The organism is Streptomyces yangpuensis, assembly GCF_024666385.1.
GTDB classification, from domain to species: Bacteria; Actinomycetota; Actinomycetes; order Streptomycetales; family Streptomycetaceae; genus Streptomyces; species Streptomyces yangpuensis.
In genome coordinates this window covers 3,305,236-3,322,018 of record NZ_CP102514.1, presented here as the reverse complement: position 1 = coordinate 3,322,018, position 16,783 = coordinate 3,305,236, and the positions used below count along the sequence as shown (strand labels likewise).

Genomic DNA, 16,783 nt, shown 5'->3' with positions numbered 1-16,783 from the left:
TTCGCCTCCTGGCGTCGTTCCTACAGGTGCGCGAGCTTCTCCAGGACGGGTGCGGCCGCGCGCAGCTTGGCCCATTCGTCCTCGGTCAGCTCTGCCGCGAGCCCGGCCAGGAAGGCGTTGCGCTTGCGGCGGCTCTCTTCGAGCATCGCTTCGGCCTCCTCCGTCTGGCGGACCACCTTCTGGCGGCGGTCGTCGGGGTGCGGTTCCAGCGTGACCAGTCCCTTGGCTTCCAGCAACGCGACGATGCGCGTCATGGACGGCGGCTGGACGTGCTCCCGCCGTGCCAGCTCACCGGGGGTGGCCTGACCGCAGCGGGCGAGGGTGCCGAGGACCGACATCTCGGTCGGGCTCAGCGACTCGTCGACACGCTGGTGCTTCAGGCGCCGCCCCAGCCGCATGACGGCGGAGCGGAGGTCGTTCACGGCGGCAGCGTCGTCGCCATGGGAGAGGTCGGGCATGTACTTAGAATAACTCATTACTCTCGCTAAAGAACACCGGATTTCTCCGGCCGTGCGGGGGTCACTCGTACGGGTGAGTCCGCGGCCGAAAGTGACCCGCGTGCGCCCCCTCTGCCCCGACTCTTTCGGCATGGGGACACATGTGCTGAGCATGCGCATAGACGGGGAGCTCCTCGAGAGGCTCCGGATCCATGCCGCCAAACGCGGAATGAGCGTCCAGGACTATGTGGTCCGGACGCTCATTCGCGACGACTTCGACGAACGCTTCAAGGCGGCCGTCGACGAGACGGAGAAGTTCTACGGGCTGACGTAGCCCGCCCGCGGAGCCGGCTAGCCGAGGCCGAGCGCGGGCATCGCGTAGTAGAAGACGAACACCGCCGACACCACGTACATGGCGGTCGGGACCTCGCGGCCCCGGCCGGTCGCCAGGCGCAGCACGCTGAAGGCGATGAAGCCGATGCCGATGCCGTTGGTGATCGAGTAGGTGAAGGGCATCATCACCATGGCCAGGAAGGCCGGGACGGCGATGGTGAAGTCGCTCCAGTCGATGTCCCTGACCGATCCCGCCAGGATCAGGAAGCCCACCGCGACCAGCGCGGGCGTGGCGGCCTGCGACGGGACCATGGTGGCCAGCGGGGTGAGGAACAGCGCCACGGCGAAGAGGCCGCCCGTCACGACGTTCGCCAGACCCGTACGGGCACCCTCGCCGACACCGGCGGTGGACTCCACGAAGCAGGTGGTCGCCGAGGAGGAGGTCGCGCCGCCGGATGCGACGGCGAGGCCGTCGATGAACAGGACCCGGTTGATGCCGGGGAACTCGCCGGTCTTCCTGTCGATCAGCTTGGCCTCGTCGCCGACGCCCAGGATCGTGCCCATGGCGTCGAAGAAGCAGGACAGCAGCACGGTGAAGACGAACAGGATGCCGGTCAGCAGTCCGACCTTGCCGAAGCCGCCGAACAGGCTGACCTGGCCGACGAGCCCGAAGTCCGGCGAGGCGACCGGGTTGCCGGGCCAGGCCGGGACGGTCAGGCCCCAGCCGGAGTCGGGCAGGTCGGCGATGAGCTGGACGACGACCGCGACCAGGGTCATGGCCACGATGGAGATCAGGATCGCGCCCGGGACCTTGCGGATCAGCAGGGCGAGGGTGAGCAGCGTACCGACCGCGAAGATCAGTACGGGCCAGCCGTGCAGGTGACCGTCGCTGCCGAGCTGGAGCGGGACCGTGGTGTGCGCGGCGTCCGGGATGCGGGAGACGAAGCCGGAGTCGACCAGGCCGATCAGCATGATGAACAGGCCGATACCGATGGCGATGCCCTTGCGCAGTCCCACGGGGACGGCGTTCATGACGCGCTCGCGCAGCCCGGTGGCGACCAGCAGCATCACCACGAAGCCGGCCAGGACCACCATGCCCATCGCATCGGGCCAGCTCATGCGCGGGGCGAGCTGGAGGGCCACGACGGTGTTCACGCCGAGGCCGGCGGCGAGCGCGATGGGGACGTTGCCGATGACGCCCATGAGGAGCGTGGTGAAGGCGGCCGTCAGGACGGTGGCCGTCACGAGCTGGCCGCTGTCGAGCTGGTTCCCGTACATGTCCTTCGCGCTGCCCAGGATGATCGGGTTCAGCACGATGATGTACGCCATGGCGAAGAAGGTCGCGAAACCGCCGCGGACCTCGCGGGCGACGCTCGAGCCGCGCTCAGAGATCTTGAAGAAGCGGTCCAGCCCGCCGGAGGGTTCCCTGGGGGCGGGTTCCGGAGAGGCGGGTGCGGGGGCGGGGGCCGGGGTGCTCATACGGTCCTCATTGGTGGTTCATACGAAGAAAATGGGCCGCGCCCAAACCGTTTCAGTATGAACACACCAGGGAAGGGCCGTCCATCTCCGCGCGTAGACCATGCGGGGGGTCCTTCCGGCACCCGCTTAAACTTGCGACATGGCGAAATGGATTGCGAAGCACGAGGCGCCCGAGCCCCTGGAGGGCCCCGTCGTCGCGACGGTCACGGGTGGCACGATCCTGTGGTTCGCCCTCTTCGTGGTCCAGCTCCCCTTCTACGGGTGGTTCGCCGACCGCGGCCAGCTGTGGTGGGTCTGGACCTGCGCGGCCGGCGGCTTCCTCGGCCTGATCGGCATCTGGTACGTACGCGGCCGCGAAGCCGCCCTGAAACGCCACGCCGCCGCCGCTGCTGCGCAGGCCCAACAGGGTCCGGCCGGAGCCACCGAGGCCTAGACTCCCCTGCTGGACCGAAGTCCCCCCGCGCCCGGCCGGTCCGAGGGTGCTCCTGCCGGGCTCGCCCGAGGGGTGGGGGCACTCCGGGACGTCCCCGCAGGCCGAGCGAACCCACCGCTGCCCGGCGGGCCGGTCCCGCGAAGGGTTCGCGAGCCGAGGAGACGTCCCGGAGTGGCCCCGCCCCGCCCCGAAGCCCGCTCCCCGCACCGCGGCCGGACCACCCGAAGCCGCCGCACCCCGCGGGCCCAGTCGGGCTGGAGCCCCGCCTCCGCGCCGGGCCCGGCCGGGCCGAAACCGCCCCCCGGCCTCGGCCGAAGCCGCTCCCGCCTCTGCGCCGGGCCCAGCCAGGCCGAAGCCGCCCCCCGGCCCCGGCCGAAGCACGCGGGCCGGCACCGCCTCCTACCAGCGGACGATTCCCGTCATCCCCAAGTCGCTTCTTCCGGCTCCTCGGCGGGTGAACCCATCCGACCCCGCTTACCGTCGAAGGCATGACGGAGCGGGCGAGGATCGACCATGACGGGCGGGAGCCGAGCGGCGGACCCGGCACGGCCATCGACGCCGGGGCGGAGCTGGACCCCGTACACCCCGTGCGGCCACCGGCGCCCCGCTTCAAGCCGGGCGGTCTGACCACCGCCGAGGTCGCCGAACGTGTCGCCCGCGGTGACGTCAACGACGTCCCGGTGCGCTCCTCGCGGTCCACCACCGACATCATCCGCGGCAACGTCTTCACCCGCTTCAACGCCATCATCGGCATCCTCTGGGTGATCATGCTCTGCGTCGCACCGATCCAGGACAGCCTCTTCGGCTTCGTGATCATCGCGAACACCGGCATCGGCATCATCCAGGAACTGCGCGCGAAGAAGACCCTCGACGGCCTCGCCGTCATCGGCGAGGCCAAACCCAGCGTCCGCCGCGACGGCCGGACCGCGGAGATCTCCACCTCCGAGATCGTCCTCGGCGACGTCATCGAACTCGGCCCGGGTGACAAGGTCGTCGTCGACGGGTCCGTCGGCGAGGCCGACGGCCTGGAGATCGACGAGTCCCTGCTCACCGGCGAGGCCGACCCCGTCCTGAAGAAGCCCGGCGACCAGGTCATGTCCGGTTCCTTCGTGGTCGCCGGTGGCGGCGCGTTCACCGCCACCAAGGTCGGGCGCGAGGCCTATGCCGCCCAGCTGGCCGAAGAGGCCTCCCGCTTCACGCTTGTCCACTCCGAGCTGCGCTCCGGCATCTCCACCATCCTCAAGTACGTCACGTGGATGATGATCCCGACCTCCATCGGCCTGATCATCAGCCAGCTCGTCGTCAAGGAGAACAACCTCGACGACGCCATCGCCCGCACCGTCGGCGGCATCGTGCCGATGATCCCCGAGGGGCTCGTCCTCCTCACCTCCGTGGCCTTCGCGATCGGCGTCATCCGCCTCGGCCGCAAGCAGTGCCTCGTGCAGGAGCTGCCCGCCATCGAGGGCCTCGCCCGCGTCGACGTGGTCTGCCTCGACAAGACGGGCACCCTCACCGAGGGCGGCATGGACGTCACCGAGCTGCGGCCGCTCGGCGGCGCGGACCCCGCGTACGTCAAGAAGGTGCTCGGCGCCCTCGGTGAGTCCGACCCGCGCCCCAACGCCAGCCTCCAGGCGATCATCGACGCCTACCCCGACAGCGCCGAGTGGCGGTGCACCGAGTCCCTGCCCTTCTCCTCCGCCCGCAAGTACAGCGGCGCCAGCTTCAGCGAGGGCGACGGTGAGAACAACACCTGGCTGCTCGGCGCCCCCGACGTCCTGCTGCCCGCCGGGGACCCCGCCCTCGACGAGATCGACGACCTCAACGAACAGGGCCTGCGCGTCCTGCTGCTCGCCCGTTCCGCCCGCGAACTGGACGACGAGGCCGTCGCCACCGGCGTCCGGCCCACCGCCCTGGTCGTCCTGGAGCAGCGGCTGCGCCCGGACGCCGCCGACACACTGCGCTACTTCGAGGACCAGAACGTCAGGGCGAAGGTCATCTCCGGCGACAACGCGATCTCCGTCGGCGCGGTCGCCGGCAAGCTGGGCCTGCCCGGCGCGCAGAACACCGTCGACGCCCGGGGGCTGCCCACCGAGCAGGCCGGGATGGCCGAGGTCCTCGACGGCAACTCCGTCTTCGGACGCGTGACCCCGCAGCAGAAGCGGGACATGGTCGGTGCCCTGCAGTCCAAGGGCCACACCGTCGCCATGACCGGCGACGGCGTCAACGACGTGCTCGCCCTCAAGGACGCGGACATCGGCGTCTCGATGGGCTCCGGCTCGGAGGCCACCCGCGCGGTCGCGCAGATCGTCCTCCTCAACAACAGCTTCTCCACCCTCCCGTCGGTGGTCGCCGAGGGCCGCCGGGTCATCGGCAACATCACGCGCGTGGCGACCCTCTTCCTGACCAAGACGGTCTACTCCGTCCTGCTGGCCATCCTGGTGGTCTGCTCACAGGTCGAGTACCCCTTCCTGCCGCGCCACCTGACCCTGCTGTCCACCCTCACCATCGGCATCCCGGCCTTCTTCCTGGCCCTGGCCCCGAACAAGGAACGCGCGAAGCCGCACTTCGTGAAACGGGTGATGCGGTACGCGATCCCCGGCGGCGTGATCGCGGCGACGGCCACCTTCGTCACGTACCTGATCGCCCGGCACCACTACACGGGCGCGGAAGCCCTGCCCGCGGAGACCAGCGCGGCGACGCTCACGCTGTTCCTGACCTCGATGTGGGTCCTCGCGATCATCGCCCGCCCGTACACGTGGTGGCGCGTGGCCCTGGTGGGCACGATGGGCGGCGCCTTCCTGATCGTCCTGATCGTGCCGTGGCTCCAGGACTTCTTCCAGCTCAAGCTGGTCGGAACCACCCTGCCGTGGACCGCGGTGGCGGTCGCGGCGGCCGCCGCGACCCTCATCGAGTTCACCTTCCGCTGGGTGGACCGCAAGTTCCCGGCCTGATTGGCTCGTTGTTCGCTTGTCAGTGCGAACCCGTGTTCCTTCTGAGAGATTCGGTTGATCCACAGCCGTGATTCCCAGGGGGGAACCAGCACATGACACCTGCACCTGTTCGCGTCGCATTACCGGCAGCGGCTCTGGCCGTGGCGATCGGCCTGGCCGCCGCGCAGCCGGCGGCCGCCACGGACCCGGCGGCCCCAACGGTCACGGCGCCCCGGACCAGCCCGGCCCCCGGCTTCGCCGGCGAGGGCCTGTCCTCCGAGTGCTACACCGACCCGTACTCCGGCTCCGGCGCCGGCTGGGTCGGGCTGAACGACGTCACCACCCGCGTCACCGCCACCTCCCCGTCCGGTGCGCAGCTCCGGACGGCATTCCAGCTCTGGGACACCTCGTACGGGGGCAGCCGGACGGAGCAGTCGACCTCCTGGTCCACGTATCCGGAGGCGAGCACGGTCCTCTCCCGCGACCTGCTGAAGGACGGCGGCCGGTACGCGTGGCGCGCCCGCGCCACCGACGGGAAACTGACCGGCCCGTACACGGCCTGGTGCCACTTCCGCGTGGACCACACCCCGCCGACGGCCGAGGTGACCACGGACGGTTCTCCCAAGAAGGTGGGCGAGGAAGCGACGTTCACGCTGAAGGGCACCGACACCGGCTCGGAGATCGCCTGCGCCCGCTGGCAGGACACACCCGTCTTCAGCGTCGGCTGGAGCTGCTCGGACGGGGCGACCGACTCCCGTGTCGTGCGCCTGGCCGACGGCTCCGCCGACATCAGGGTCAAGCCCGCCACGTGGGGCAGCCAGTCCGTCCACCTCCAGACGATGGACAACGCGGGCAACGTCTCCCGGCCGGCCCGGCTGGACTACTACGCGCAGCCGAGCACCGCCCCCGCCTCCTTCGGCGACATCGACGCCGACGGCAGGCCGGACGTGCTCGTCCCGGACGCCGAGGGCAACCTGCGCAAGCCCGGTTCGAACCCGTCGGCCGCCCCGAACGCGCGCGCCGGGGCCGCTCCCGGTGAGAGCGGGAGCTGGGCGGCCGTCCAGTACACCCACCGGGGCACCCTCGGATACCAGCAGGTCGACGACCTGCTGGCGCACGCCCCGGGAAACCGCTACCTCTCCCTGTACCGGAACGCAGGCGACGGCCGGTTCACCGAGCAGGCGCCCATGACGGTCGGCAAGCCGACGGCCTGCCGCGACACGGCGGGCCGGACCATCGACTGCGGGCAGCACGGTCTCGGTCCCGACTGGTCGAAGGTCACGCAGATCGCGGCCTACGGCTCGCCCAGGGGCGACAGCGCCGTCCGGGGCATCCTGCCGGACACCTCGGTGCTGTTCGTGGAGAACGGCCGCCTGTGGCTGGCGGAACGGGGATCCACGAACGATCTGGACGACCGGGCGACGCTCCTCTCGGGCAACGACACCCGCTGGGCCGGCCACGAGCTGCTCACCCCGGGCCGCGCCCAGGGAAGCGACTTCCCCACCCTGTGGGCCCGCTCCCCGCAGGACGGCGCCGTCCGCGCCTTCTCCGTCACCGGCACCCCGGACGCCCCGGTGTTCTCCGCCTTCGCCGACCCGGCCGCCGGGCCGGTCCTGACCACCCTGGCCCCCGCCGCGCACCCGCGCGTCGGCTCCGACGGCGACCTCACGGGAGACGGCCTGCCGGACCTCTGGTCCGCGGACGCCGCCGGCAAGGTCACCGTCTTCCCGGGTACGGGGACGACCACCCCGTACCCGACGGTGACGGGCCTCGGCCCGGCCGCCTGACCGGCAGGAACGCCCCGCATACGCCCTGACTAGGCCAGGCCCTCCGACCGGAGGCCGGTGAGGACGGCCTGGCCCAGGGTGTGGACCGCGGACTGGGGGCGGACCATCACCGTGAACTCCTTGATCCGGCCCGCCCCGTCGAAGTGCAGCATGTCGATGCCGTGGATCTCCTTGCCGTCCACCGTGGCCCGGAAGGGCAGGACCGACGCCTGCGCCTCGGTGCCGTCCGCGCTGGTCTCGGTCGCGCCGTCGAAGTGGCCGACGTAGCGCAGGTCCTCGAAGACGCGCAGCAGGACCCCGAAGAGCCCCAGCACCATCGGCCTGCCCTCGAACGGGCGGAACTTCACCGGGCTGTACAGCCTGATGTCCTCGGTGAACAGGTCCTCCAGCGCGGACAGGTCGCGCTTCTCCACGGCGGCACGGAAGCGTTCGGCGGTCTCCGTCACGGACTCCACGGTTCCTCCTGATACGGATACGGATGCTGATGCTCAAGGAATTGACTAGTCGCTTTCGTGAGTATCATGCGGGGGAGCACGAGGAAATGGGAAGGGGGCAGCCGCGATGGCCCTGCGACATGCCGTACTGGCGGCGCTGCTGGACGGCGAGTTCAGCGGCTACGAGCTGGCGAAGTCCTTCGACATCGGCGTTGCGAACTTCTGGCACGCCTCCCCCCAGCAGCTCTACACCGAGCTCACCAGGCTGGAGAAGGAAGGACTGGTCGAGGGCCGGCAGGTGGTCCAGGAGACCCGGCCCAACAAACGCCTCTTCCGGGTCACCGACGCCGGCCGGACCGAGCTGGAGGACTTCGCGGCCGCCGCGTCCAAGCCCTCGGTCATCCGCGACGACCTCCTCGTCAAGGTCCAGAACGCCGACCGGATCGGCACCGGACCCGTGATCGCACAGCTCGAGGAACGGGCGTCCGCGGCCGACGCCAAGCTCGAACTCCTCGGCAAGGTCCTGCGCAAGATGCGCGGCGAGCTCACCGAGGAGGAGTTCCTGCTCCACGGCGAACGCATCGGCGGGTACCTGACCTGCCTGCGCGGCATCGCCTTCGAGCAGGGCCACCGCGACTGGTGCCGCCGCAGCGCGGCGATCCTGCGAGAGAGGCGGACCACCCGTGCCGAGGACTGAGTACCGACGCTACGTCGCCCTCGGCGACAGCCAGACCGAAGGCCTCGGCGACGGCGACGACACCGTCGGCCTGCGCGGCTTCGCCGACCGGTTCGCCGGACACCTGGAGGCAGCCGGCCCCGGCCTGCAGTACGCCAACCTCGCCGTCCGGGGACGGCTCGCCGGCCAGGTCCGTGCCGGACAGCTGGAGGCCGCCCTGGCCCTGCGCCCCGACATCGCCACCGTCGTCGCCGGGGTCAACGACGTGCTGCGGCCCCGGTTCGACGCGGCGGAGGTCGCGGGCCACGTCGAGGCGATGTTCGCCGCGCTCACGGCCGCCGGGACGCACGTGGCCACCGTGACCTTCCCCGACCTGGGCCGGGTCGTGCCCCTCGCCCGGCCCCTCGCCCCGCGCCTGGCCGACCTCAACGACCGCATCCGCGACGCCGCCGCCCGGCACGGCGTCACCGTCGCCGAAACCGCCCTGCCGGAAGCCGTCGCCGACCCGCGGATGTGGACCACGGACCGGCTGCACGCCAGCGCCGTCGGCCACGAACGCATCGCCGCCGCCCTCGCCCACGCCGTCGGCCTCCCCGGCAGCGACGACACCTGGACGCACCCGCTGCCGCCGAGGCCGGCCCCCGCCCCGGGGGCGGCCGTCGCGGCCGAACTGCGCTGGGCGGCCGCCTTCCTCGGCCCCTGGCTCGGCCGCCGCCTGCGCGGCCGCTCCTCCGGCGACGGCCGCACCGCCAAACGCCCCGCCCTGCTCCCCGTGGCCGCCGGGAACACCGGCCCGGACACTCCCTAGTCGAACCAGCGGTCCCGGGCCAGTTCCGTCGTGCGGGACGGGTCCTCCAGCAGGGCCGCCACCTCGAAGCGGCGCGGCCACTGGCCCGCCGACCAGGCGAGGCCCGCCGCCACGCCCTCCAGGGTGGACGCGTGCAGGGTGCCGTCGGGCGTGCGCCGCCAGTCCAGTTCCGTGCCGCCCGCGACCAGTTCCTCGTGCTCCAGATACGTTGCCGGTGTCGCCGGGCCCAGCAGGATCCGTACCGACTCCGGCACCTCGTGCTCCTCGCCCGGCGTCGTCACCTCCGCCGGCACCGTCTCCGACAGGCGGCGCACCTGGAGCAGCTCCGCGAGGTCCGCCGCACGCACCGGGGACACCGGCAGCAGGGGCAGCCCCGCCGCCAGCGGCAGCAGGTCCGGGGCGTCCGCGATCACCGCGTCCGCCGCGTCCACGACGACCACCTCGCCGTCCACCACCGCCCGCAGCTCGTCCGGCAGGGTCACCTGCTCGGGGTCGAGATCGGCCAGCGCGTTGTACAGGCCGTGCAGCTGCCGGTCCGTCACCTCCCGCTCCGGATCGGCGAGCCGGCCCAGCAGCTCGGCCGCGCCCCCGGGCTCGTCCAGCAGGGCCGGCACGGACGTCCGTACGCCCAGTGCCCGCAGCACCTGCTCGTCCTCGAAACCGGTGGCGTCCGCTGAGGTGTAGAGGCCCTCCAGCAGCGGGTCGCCGCCCGCCGCGCGCAGGCCCGCCGGACGGCGGCCGTCCAGCACCGGGTGATCGCGCAGCCACCACGCCGTGTACGGACGCACCGACTGCGTGGTGCCGTCCGGCAGCAGGATCCGCACCGGCTGGGTCAGCGCGTCCCGCAGCGGCGGCTGCGCCAGCATGGCCAGGGCCTGCGGCCAGCAGTCGTCGTCGACGAGGTCCAGGTCGCGCACGGCGACCAGCTCGGTCGCCACCGGCGGCACGGGCAGCTCCGGCAGCTGGTCCAGTACGTCCTCGCACCACACGTCCACCGCGTCCAGCAGCCCCGCGTCGTCCGGCTCGGCGAAGTCACCCTCGCGGGGCTCCAGTTCGTCCGGGTCCAGGACCACGTCGGTGGCGCGCACCAGCTGGAAGGCGGCCAGCACCCCGCAGGCCGTCAGCGGGGCCTCGCCCCACCGCTCCGCCAGCTCGGCGTCCACGTACGGGACCTCGTCCTCGCGGATCACCGCAGCCAACGGCGAGCCCGGCAGCAGCAGTTCGCCCGCCGGCGTCAGCTCCCCGTCCTCGTCCGGCAGGGCCAGCGCACCCAGCCACGGCTCGTCCCCGGGCGCCAGCTCCGCATCACGGACCAGCCCGAGGACCACCTCGGCCAGCTCGTCGGCGTCCAGGGTGTCGGCGTCCTCGTCCCAGATCTCCCCGGCGTCCAGGGAGGCGGCCACGGCGTCCCGCACCTGCGGGGTGGTCAGGACGGCGCGGGCCGTCGCCGGGAGCGAGCCGAGCTTCTCCAGCAGCGGGTGCGCCGCCTCCGGGTGGGCCACCTTCAGCCCCAGCCGGGCCAGGTCCGCCGGGGTGTCCGCGTACGGGAGCAGGACGTGGCGCGGCCCGATCGTCGTACGGCCGTCGGCGAGCGGTACGGGCAGCCCCGACAGCCGGTCGGGATCCACCCCGGCGAGGCTGTCGTAGAGCCGGTACCACCACTCGGGGGTCCGCTCGATGCCCGCGATCCGCTCGATGGCGTCGCCCAGCGGCAGCCGGCCCACGCCCAGGATGCGCAGCTCGGTACGGCGTTCCAGGCCCGCCGGCAGCAGGGTCGGCAGGACCTCGGCCAGGACGCGTACGGTGTCCGCGCCCGCGCCCTCCACCACCTCGGCCTCGAAGGGGCGCAGGGCGACCCGCTCCTCCGCGTGCTCGGGCGGCGCGGCCGGTGCGAGGAAGGCCGTACGGGGCAGCCGCTGCAGCACGGCGGCGCGCAGGGCGCCGTCCAGCTCGCCCTTGCCGAGCGGGCCGGGGACCAGGTCCACGAGCCCGGTGCCCACCGGGTCCCAGGAGCCGAGGAGTTCGGCGTAGGCGTCGGCCGCGCGCTCCACGAGGAAGTCGGTCAGCGGCCCCGGCGCCGGGTGGCGGCGGCTGGTGTCCAGCGGCAGGGTCGCGATGAGCAGCGCCGGGATGCCGAGCGGCTCGTCGGTCGGGGTCGGGGCGTGCACCACGGGCGCCGTGGTCGGCCGCAGCGGGGCGCCGTCGGTGTCGACGGGCACGGCCCACGACACGGCCCAGGCGGGCCGCAGGCGTTCCTCGACGGGCCGGTCGGCGAGCAGCGCCTTCTCGATGGCGCCGCCGTGGCGGACGGTGCGCCAGCGGTTGGTGTGCGTACCGGAGCCGGTGGTGTCCTCGACGACGGTGTATGCGCCCTCGTCGCGGCGGTCGAGGGTACGGGTTCCGGCGGGGGTCTCCACGACGACCTGGCACAGCCCGGGCAGGGTCAGCAGCAGGGCGTCGTCGATGCCCGTGAGCAGCCGCTCGACGAGGTCCTCCGCGGCGGCGTCGCGCAGCGGCAGGACCACGACGGTGTCGTAGCCCTCGGGGGCGGTGCCCTCCGCGGGCAGGGGGAGCCGCAGCAGCGGTACGTGCCCGTCGCGGCGGCGCAGTTCGTCGCCGAGGCCCGGGCTGCCGACGGCGGCCTCGCGGGCCAGTTCGCGGGCCTCGGCGAGGGACCAGCGGACACCGCCGTGGCGGCCGAGGACCGCCGGTTCGTCGCAGACCGCGAGGACGGCCGCGAAGCCGACGCCGAAGCGGCCGACGCTCTCCGCGGCGGGCTCCCGCTTGGCGGAGGCCCGCAGGGTGCTCAGGGACTCCACGCCCGTCGCGTCCAGCGGTGCGCCGGTGTTGGCGACGGCCAGCAGTGCCGGGCCGCCCTCGCCCGGGTGGAGGGTCAGCCGCAGCCGGCCGGGCACCTTGGCGCGGGCCGCGGCGTCGGCCGCGTTCTGGGCCAGCTCGACGACGAGCCGGTCCCGGTAGCCGCCGAGGGCGAGGTCCTCCTCGGCGTTGGCGTCCTCGCGGAACCGGGCCGGGCCGGCCCCCCAGGCGTCGAGCACGCCGCGCCGCAGCCGGGCCGTGCCGAAGGGGTCCACGCCGCTCTGGGCCGCCGTCACTCGCACGCTCACGCCGCTGCCTCCAAGATTCGCCCAACGGAACTCCTGAAGGTATCGCGTGCCCGCCTCGCCGGGGGTGGGGCCCCGGTCGTACCGGGCCGCGTCGTCGGGCTCGGCGAAGCCGGGTTCCCGTATGACGCCCCGGGCGGCCGGACGCGCCCCCGATTTTCGGGACCGAAGTCCCCGTACCCGCGTGAGAAGGGCGAAGCCCCCGGTGACGACGGGTCACCGGGGGCTTCGGCAGTACCGGACGTGCGACGGTCAGAGCTTCTCGATCACGTAGTCGACGCAGGCCGTCAGCGCCTGCACGTCCGCCGGGTCGATCGCCGGGAACATCGCGATGCGCAGCTGGTTGCGGCCCAGCTTGCGGTACGGTTCGGTGTCCACGATCCCGTTGGCGCGCAGCACCTTCGCGACCGCCGCCGCGTCGATGTCGTCCGAGAAGTCGATCGTGCCGATGACCGCGGAGCGCTTGTCGGCGTCGGTGACGAACGGCGTCGCGTACTTCGACGCCTCCGCCCAGCCGTACAGGTTGCGCGCACTGGCCGCCGTGCGGCCCGTGGTGAACTCCAGGCCGCCCTGGCTGTTCATCCACTCCAGCTGCTGGTCCAGCAGGAAGAGCGTGGCCAGCGCGGGGGTGTTGTACGTCTGGTTCTTCAGGGAGTTGTCGATCGCCGTCGGCAGCGAGAAGAACTCCGGGATGTGCCGGCCGGACGCGTGGACACGCGCCGCGCGCTCCAGGGCCGCCGGGGAGAACGCCGCCAGCCACAGGCCGCCGTCGGAGGCGAAGGACTTCTGCGGCGCGAAGTAGTAGACGTCCGTCTCGGTGATGTCCACCGGCAGACCGCCGGCACCCGAGGTAGCGTCCACCAGAACGAGCGAACCGGCGTCCGCGCCCGCGACGCGCTTGATGGGCGCCGCGACACCCGTCGAGGTCTCGTTGTGCGTGTACGCGTACACGTCCACGCCCGCCTCGGCCACCGGCTCGGGGTGCGTACCCGGCTCGGAGGAGATCACGGACGGCTCGTCCAGCCACGGCGCGAGCTTCGCGGCCTTGGCGAACTTCGAGGAGAACTCGCCGAAGGTCAGGTGCTGGGACTTCCGCTCGATCAGACCGGCGGTCGCGACGTCCCAGAAGGCGGTGGAGCCGCCGTTGCCCAGGATCACCTCGTAACCCTCGGGGAGCGAGAAGAGGTCCCGGAGGCCCTGGCGCACCGATCCGACCAGGTTCTTGACCGGGGCCTGGCGGTGTGAGGTTCCGAGCAGGGAGGTACCGGTGGCGGCGAGGGCGTCCAGCGCCTCGGTCCGCACCTTGGAGGGGCCCGCGCCGAAGCGTCCGTCGGCGGGCTTGATGTCAGCGGGAATCTGGATCTCAGCCACGAGCGGAGCGTATCGGGTCCCGGTCCGCGCTCCGGAAGCGCGTCCACCCGATGAGACGCGGTGCGGCGGTGGCAGGCTGGGCGGCGTGACGTCATCCGGGGAAACGATGCGCGATCTTGAGCGGACATTGCGGGCGGAGCTGCGCGGGGAGGTGGATTTCGGCGCAGCGGCACGCGCCCTCGTGGCCATGGACGCCTCCAACTACCGCCGCGTCCCCGTCGGCGTCGTCGCCCCGCGCGACGCCGACGACGTCGCGGCCGCCCTGCACGTGTGCGCCGAGGCCGGTGTCCCCGTCGTCCCGCGCGGCGGCGGCACCTCCATCGCCGGGCAGGCCACGGGCACCGGCGTGGTCCTCGACCTCACCCGACACATGAACGGCCTGCTGTCCGTGGATCCCGCCGCCCGCACCGCCGTCGTCCAGCCCGGCCTGGTCCTCGGCCGGCTCCGGGACGCGGTACGCCCGTACGGACTCACCTTCGGACCCGACCCCTCCACCCACTCCCGCTGCACCCTCGGCGGCATGATCGGCAACAACGCGTGCGGCGCCCACTCCGTGGCCTGGGGAACCACCGCCGACAACGTCACCGAACTCGCCGTGACCACGTACGCGGGCACCGCCCACCGCATCGGCACGGGCTGGGCGGGCGCCCCCGACGGCCTGCGGGAACTGGTCGGCGCCCACCTCGGCCTGCTGCGCACCGGCATGCCGCCCCGCTTCTCCCGCCGGATCTCCGGCTACGGCGGGCTGGACGCGCTGCTCCCCGAACGCGGGGTGCGGCTCGCGCAGGCCTTCTGCGGCAGCGAAGGCACCCTCGGCGTGGTCACCGAGGCCGTGGTGCGCCTCGTGGAACTGCCGCCCGCGCCCGCCCTGGCCGTCCTCGGGTACGCCGACGAGAGCGCGGCGGCGGACGCGGCCGCCGGCCTGCTCCCGTACCGGCCGCTGACGGTCGAGGGCATGGCCGAGGACCTGGTCGGCGCGGCGGGCGGGGTTGCGGCGCTGCCCCGGGGCCGGGCCTGGCTGTTCGTCGAGATGCCGGACGAGGGCGCGGCACGGGCCGTCGTACGCGGCGCCGACGCGCTGGACGCGCTGGTCGTCACGGACCCGGCGGGACAGCGCGCGCTGTGGCGCATCCGCGAGGACGCCGCGGGCACCGCGACCAGGATGCCCGACGGGCGGATGGCCTGGCCGGGCTGGGAGGACTGCGCGGTCCCGCCGGCCCGGCTGGGCGCGTACCTGAGGGAGTTCCGGGCCCTGCTGGCCGCCCACGGCCTGCGCGGCACCCCGTACGGGCACTTCGGCGAGGGCTGCGTGCACGTACGCATCGACTTCGACCTGGCCTCGGCCGCCGGCGTGGCCCGCTTCCGCACCTTCTCGGAGGAACTGGCCGGCCTGGTCGTCGCCCACGGCGGATCCCTGTCGGGCGAACACGGCGACGGGCAGGCGCGGGCCGAACTCCTGCCGAAGATGTACGGCGCGGACGTCGTCCGGCTCTTCGCGGCGTACAAGGACGTGTGGGACCCGGCCGGCGGCATGAACCCGGGCATGCTGGTCCGGCCCGCCCGGCTGGACGAGAACCTCCGCTTCGCGGTCCTCCCGGCCACCCCGCTCGCGGGCGAGGTGGCACGGTGCGTGGGCGTCGCGAAGTGCCGTACGGCTGCGCCGCCGGACGGGACGGGCGTGATGTGTCCCTCCTACCGGGTCACCGGTGAGGAGCAGCACTCCACGCGCGGCCGGGCCCGGCTGCTGCACGAGATGCTCGCGGGGGAGGTCGTCACCGGCGGCTGGCGCTCGCCGGAGGTCGCCGAGGCGCTCGACCTGTGCCTGGCGTGCAAGGGCTGCCTCAGCGACTGCCCGGTCGGGGTGGACATGGCCTCGTACAAGTCGGAGTTCCTCTACCACCACTGGGCCGGCCGGATCCGGCCGCTCGCCCACTACACCCTGGGCGGCCTGCCGGCGTGGCTGCGCCTGATCGCCCGCCTGCGGGCGGCGGGCGCCGTCAACGCGGCCGCGCGCCTGCTGCCGGTACCGGTGCCGGGCCTGGCCCGGGAACGGGCCCTGCCGGAACTCGCGAAACGGCCGTTCACGCGCGACGCGTCGGCGGTGACGGGCCGGGCGGCGGGCCGTCGCCCCCGGGGCGGGGGTGACGGCCCGCCGGGTGCGGCCGGTGGCCTGTCCGGGGCCGCTCGCGAGGCCGCGGCCGCCGTGACCCTCTGGCCCGACACGTTCACGGAGTACCTCGCCCCCGAGGTCGGGCACGCCGCACTCCGCGTGCTCCGCGCGGCCGGCCTGGACGTCTCCCTCCCCCGCGGCGGCGGCCCCGTCTGCTGCGGCCTGACCTACCTCTCCACCGGCCGCCTCGACCGTGCCCGCAAGGTCCTGCGCCGGACCCTGGACACCCTCGGTGAGGTCCCCGGGCCCGTCACCGTCCTCGAACCGAGCTGCGCCGCCGCCCTGCGAGCCGACCTGCCCGCCCTGCTCCCCGACGACCCGCGCGCGGCCCGCCTGGCGGCAGCCGTACGTACCGTCGCGGAGACCCTGGAGGAGTACGCCCCGGACTGGCTGCCGCCCCGCCTCGACCGCCCGGTGGTCGGCCAGACCCACTGCCATCAGCACGCCGTCCTCGGTGACGCGGCGGACCGGCGGCTGCGCGAGCGCGCCGGACTCGTGGGCGAGCCCGTCGGAGGCTGCTGCGGCCTCGCCGGGAACTTCGGCTTCGAGCCCGGCCACCACGAGGTGTCGGTGGCGTGCGCCGAGGAACAACTGCTGCCGTCCCTGCGCGCGGCCCGGGCGGGCGCACTGGTCCAGGCCGACGGGTTCTCCTGCCGGACCCAGATCGCCCAGCTGGGCGGAGTCCGGGCCCGTCACCTCGTGGAACTGCTGGCGGAGGGACTGGCGGACGGACCGGCGGGCCGTGCCGCCCAGGGTGCTCCCGACACGCAGCCGTAGCGAAGATGTAAGGCAACATAAGCGGC

The 16,783-nt window shown here is 73.2% G+C and carries 12 protein-coding genes; 7 read left to right on the top strand and 5 right to left on the bottom strand.

Annotation, left to right across the window (positions count from 1 at the left end):
- Positions 1-20 precede the first annotated feature (20 nt).
- Positions 21-458 carry a MarR family winged helix-turn-helix transcriptional regulator gene (locus NRK68_RS15020; RefSeq protein WP_030662370.1) on the bottom strand — a complete coding sequence of 146 codons (438 nt, stop codon included), beginning with the start codon at positions 456-458 and terminating at the stop codon, positions 21-23.
- Between the two features lie 130 nt (positions 459-588).
- Between NRK68_RS15020 and NRK68_RS15015 the strand changes: the two genes are divergently transcribed.
- Positions 589-771 carry a ribbon-helix-helix protein, CopG family gene (locus NRK68_RS15015; RefSeq protein WP_183067875.1) on the top strand — a complete coding sequence of 61 codons (183 nt, stop codon included), beginning with the start codon at positions 589-591 and terminating at the stop codon, positions 769-771.
- 17 nt (positions 772-788) lie between these two features.
- Here the strand turns inward: NRK68_RS15015 and NRK68_RS15010 are convergent, their stop codons facing one another.
- Complete coding sequence (locus NRK68_RS15010) at positions 789-2,249, bottom strand: NCS2 family permease (RefSeq protein WP_257855979.1); 1,461 nt, start codon at positions 2,247-2,249, stop codon at positions 789-791.
- 139 nt (positions 2,250-2,388) lie between these two features.
- Between NRK68_RS15010 and NRK68_RS15005 the strand changes: the two genes are divergently transcribed.
- The 3 genes from NRK68_RS15005 (at position 2,389) to NRK68_RS14995 (ending at position 7,399) form a co-directional block, all read left to right on the top strand.
- Complete coding sequence (locus NRK68_RS15005; RefSeq protein WP_257855978.1) at positions 2,389-2,682, top strand: DUF2530 domain-containing protein; 294 nt, start codon at positions 2,389-2,391, stop codon at positions 2,680-2,682.
- Between the two features lie 488 nt (positions 2,683-3,170).
- The gene (locus NRK68_RS15000; RefSeq protein WP_257855977.1) at positions 3,171-5,633 is read left to right on the top strand and encodes a cation-translocating P-type ATPase; all 2,463 of its coding nucleotides are present in this window, start codon (positions 3,171-3,173) and stop codon (positions 5,631-5,633) included.
- 140 nt (positions 5,634-5,773) lie between these two features.
- The gene (locus NRK68_RS14995) at positions 5,774-7,399 is read left to right on the top strand and encodes an FG-GAP repeat domain-containing protein (protein WP_257855976.1); all 1,626 of its coding nucleotides are present in this window, start codon (positions 5,774-5,776) and stop codon (positions 7,397-7,399) included.
- A 29-nt stretch (positions 7,400-7,428) separates the two neighbouring features.
- Here the strand turns inward: NRK68_RS14995 and NRK68_RS14990 are convergent, their stop codons facing one another.
- Complete coding sequence (locus tag NRK68_RS14990; protein ID WP_183067978.1) at positions 7,429-7,845, bottom strand: nuclear transport factor 2 family protein; 417 nt, start codon at positions 7,843-7,845, stop codon at positions 7,429-7,431.
- Positions 7,846-7,960: 115 nt separating this feature from the next.
- Here NRK68_RS14990 and NRK68_RS14985 point away from each other — a divergent pair, with 115 nt between their 5' ends.
- Together NRK68_RS14985 and NRK68_RS14980 are read left to right on the top strand one after the other, a co-directional pair.
- On the top strand, positions 7,961-8,530 hold the full coding sequence (locus NRK68_RS14985) for a PadR family transcriptional regulator (RefSeq protein ID WP_257855975.1): 570 nt from the start codon (positions 7,961-7,963) through the stop codon (positions 8,528-8,530).
- Positions 8,517-9,317 carry an SGNH/GDSL hydrolase family protein gene (locus NRK68_RS14980; RefSeq protein WP_257855974.1) on the top strand — a complete coding sequence of 267 codons (801 nt, stop codon included), beginning with the start codon at positions 8,517-8,519 and terminating at the stop codon, positions 9,315-9,317. The genes NRK68_RS14985 and NRK68_RS14980 overlap by 14 nt, the downstream gene beginning before the upstream one ends.
- Here NRK68_RS14980 and NRK68_RS14975 read toward each other — a convergent pair.
- Together NRK68_RS14975 and serC are read right to left on the bottom strand one after the other, a co-directional pair.
- Positions 9,314-12,442, bottom strand: coding sequence for a sacsin N-terminal ATP-binding-like domain-containing protein (locus tag NRK68_RS14975; protein WP_257855972.1), 3,129 nt, complete (start codon positions 12,440-12,442; stop codon positions 9,314-9,316). The genes NRK68_RS14980 and NRK68_RS14975 overlap by 4 nt on opposite strands.
- A gap of 249 nt (positions 12,443-12,691) precedes the next feature.
- Positions 12,692-13,810 (bottom strand): phosphoserine transaminase, encoded by a 1,119-nt coding sequence (serC, locus tag NRK68_RS14970; RefSeq protein WP_183067867.1) that lies wholly within the window; start codon positions 13,808-13,810, stop codon positions 12,692-12,694.
- A 106-nt stretch (positions 13,811-13,916) separates the two neighbouring features.
- On the opposite strand from serC, the gene NRK68_RS14965 reads away from it, so the two are divergent.
- Positions 13,917-16,757 (top strand): FAD-binding and (Fe-S)-binding domain-containing protein, encoded by a 2,841-nt coding sequence (locus NRK68_RS14965; protein WP_257857859.1) that lies wholly within the window; start codon positions 13,917-13,919, stop codon positions 16,755-16,757.
- The last annotated feature ends 26 nt before the right edge of the window (positions 16,758-16,783 follow it).

Bases quoted from the DNA above. Each gene is read 5' to 3' on its own strand.
- NRK68_RS15000 (WP_257855977.1), top strand. From the start codon at position 3,171: ATGACGGAGCGGGCGAGGATCGACCATGACGGGCGGGAGCCGAGCGGC.
- NRK68_RS15010 (WP_257855979.1), bottom strand. From the start codon at position 2,249: ATGAGCACCCCGGCCCCCGCCCCCGCACCCGCCTCTCCGGAACCCGCC.
- NRK68_RS14965 (WP_257857859.1), top strand. From the start codon at position 13,917: ATGCGCGATCTTGAGCGGACATTGCGGGCGGAGCTGCGCGGGGAGGTG.
- NRK68_RS15005 (WP_257855978.1), top strand. From the start codon at position 2,389: ATGGCGAAATGGATTGCGAAGCACGAGGCGCCCGAGCCCCTGGAGGGC.
- NRK68_RS15020 (WP_030662370.1), bottom strand. From the start codon at position 458: ATGCCCGACCTCTCCCATGGCGACGACGCTGCCGCCGTGAACGACCTC.
- NRK68_RS14985 (WP_257855975.1), top strand. From the start codon at position 7,961: ATGGCCCTGCGACATGCCGTACTGGCGGCGCTGCTGGACGGCGAGTTC.
- NRK68_RS15015 (WP_183067875.1), top strand. From the start codon at position 589: ATGGGGACACATGTGCTGAGCATGCGCATAGACGGGGAGCTCCTCGAG.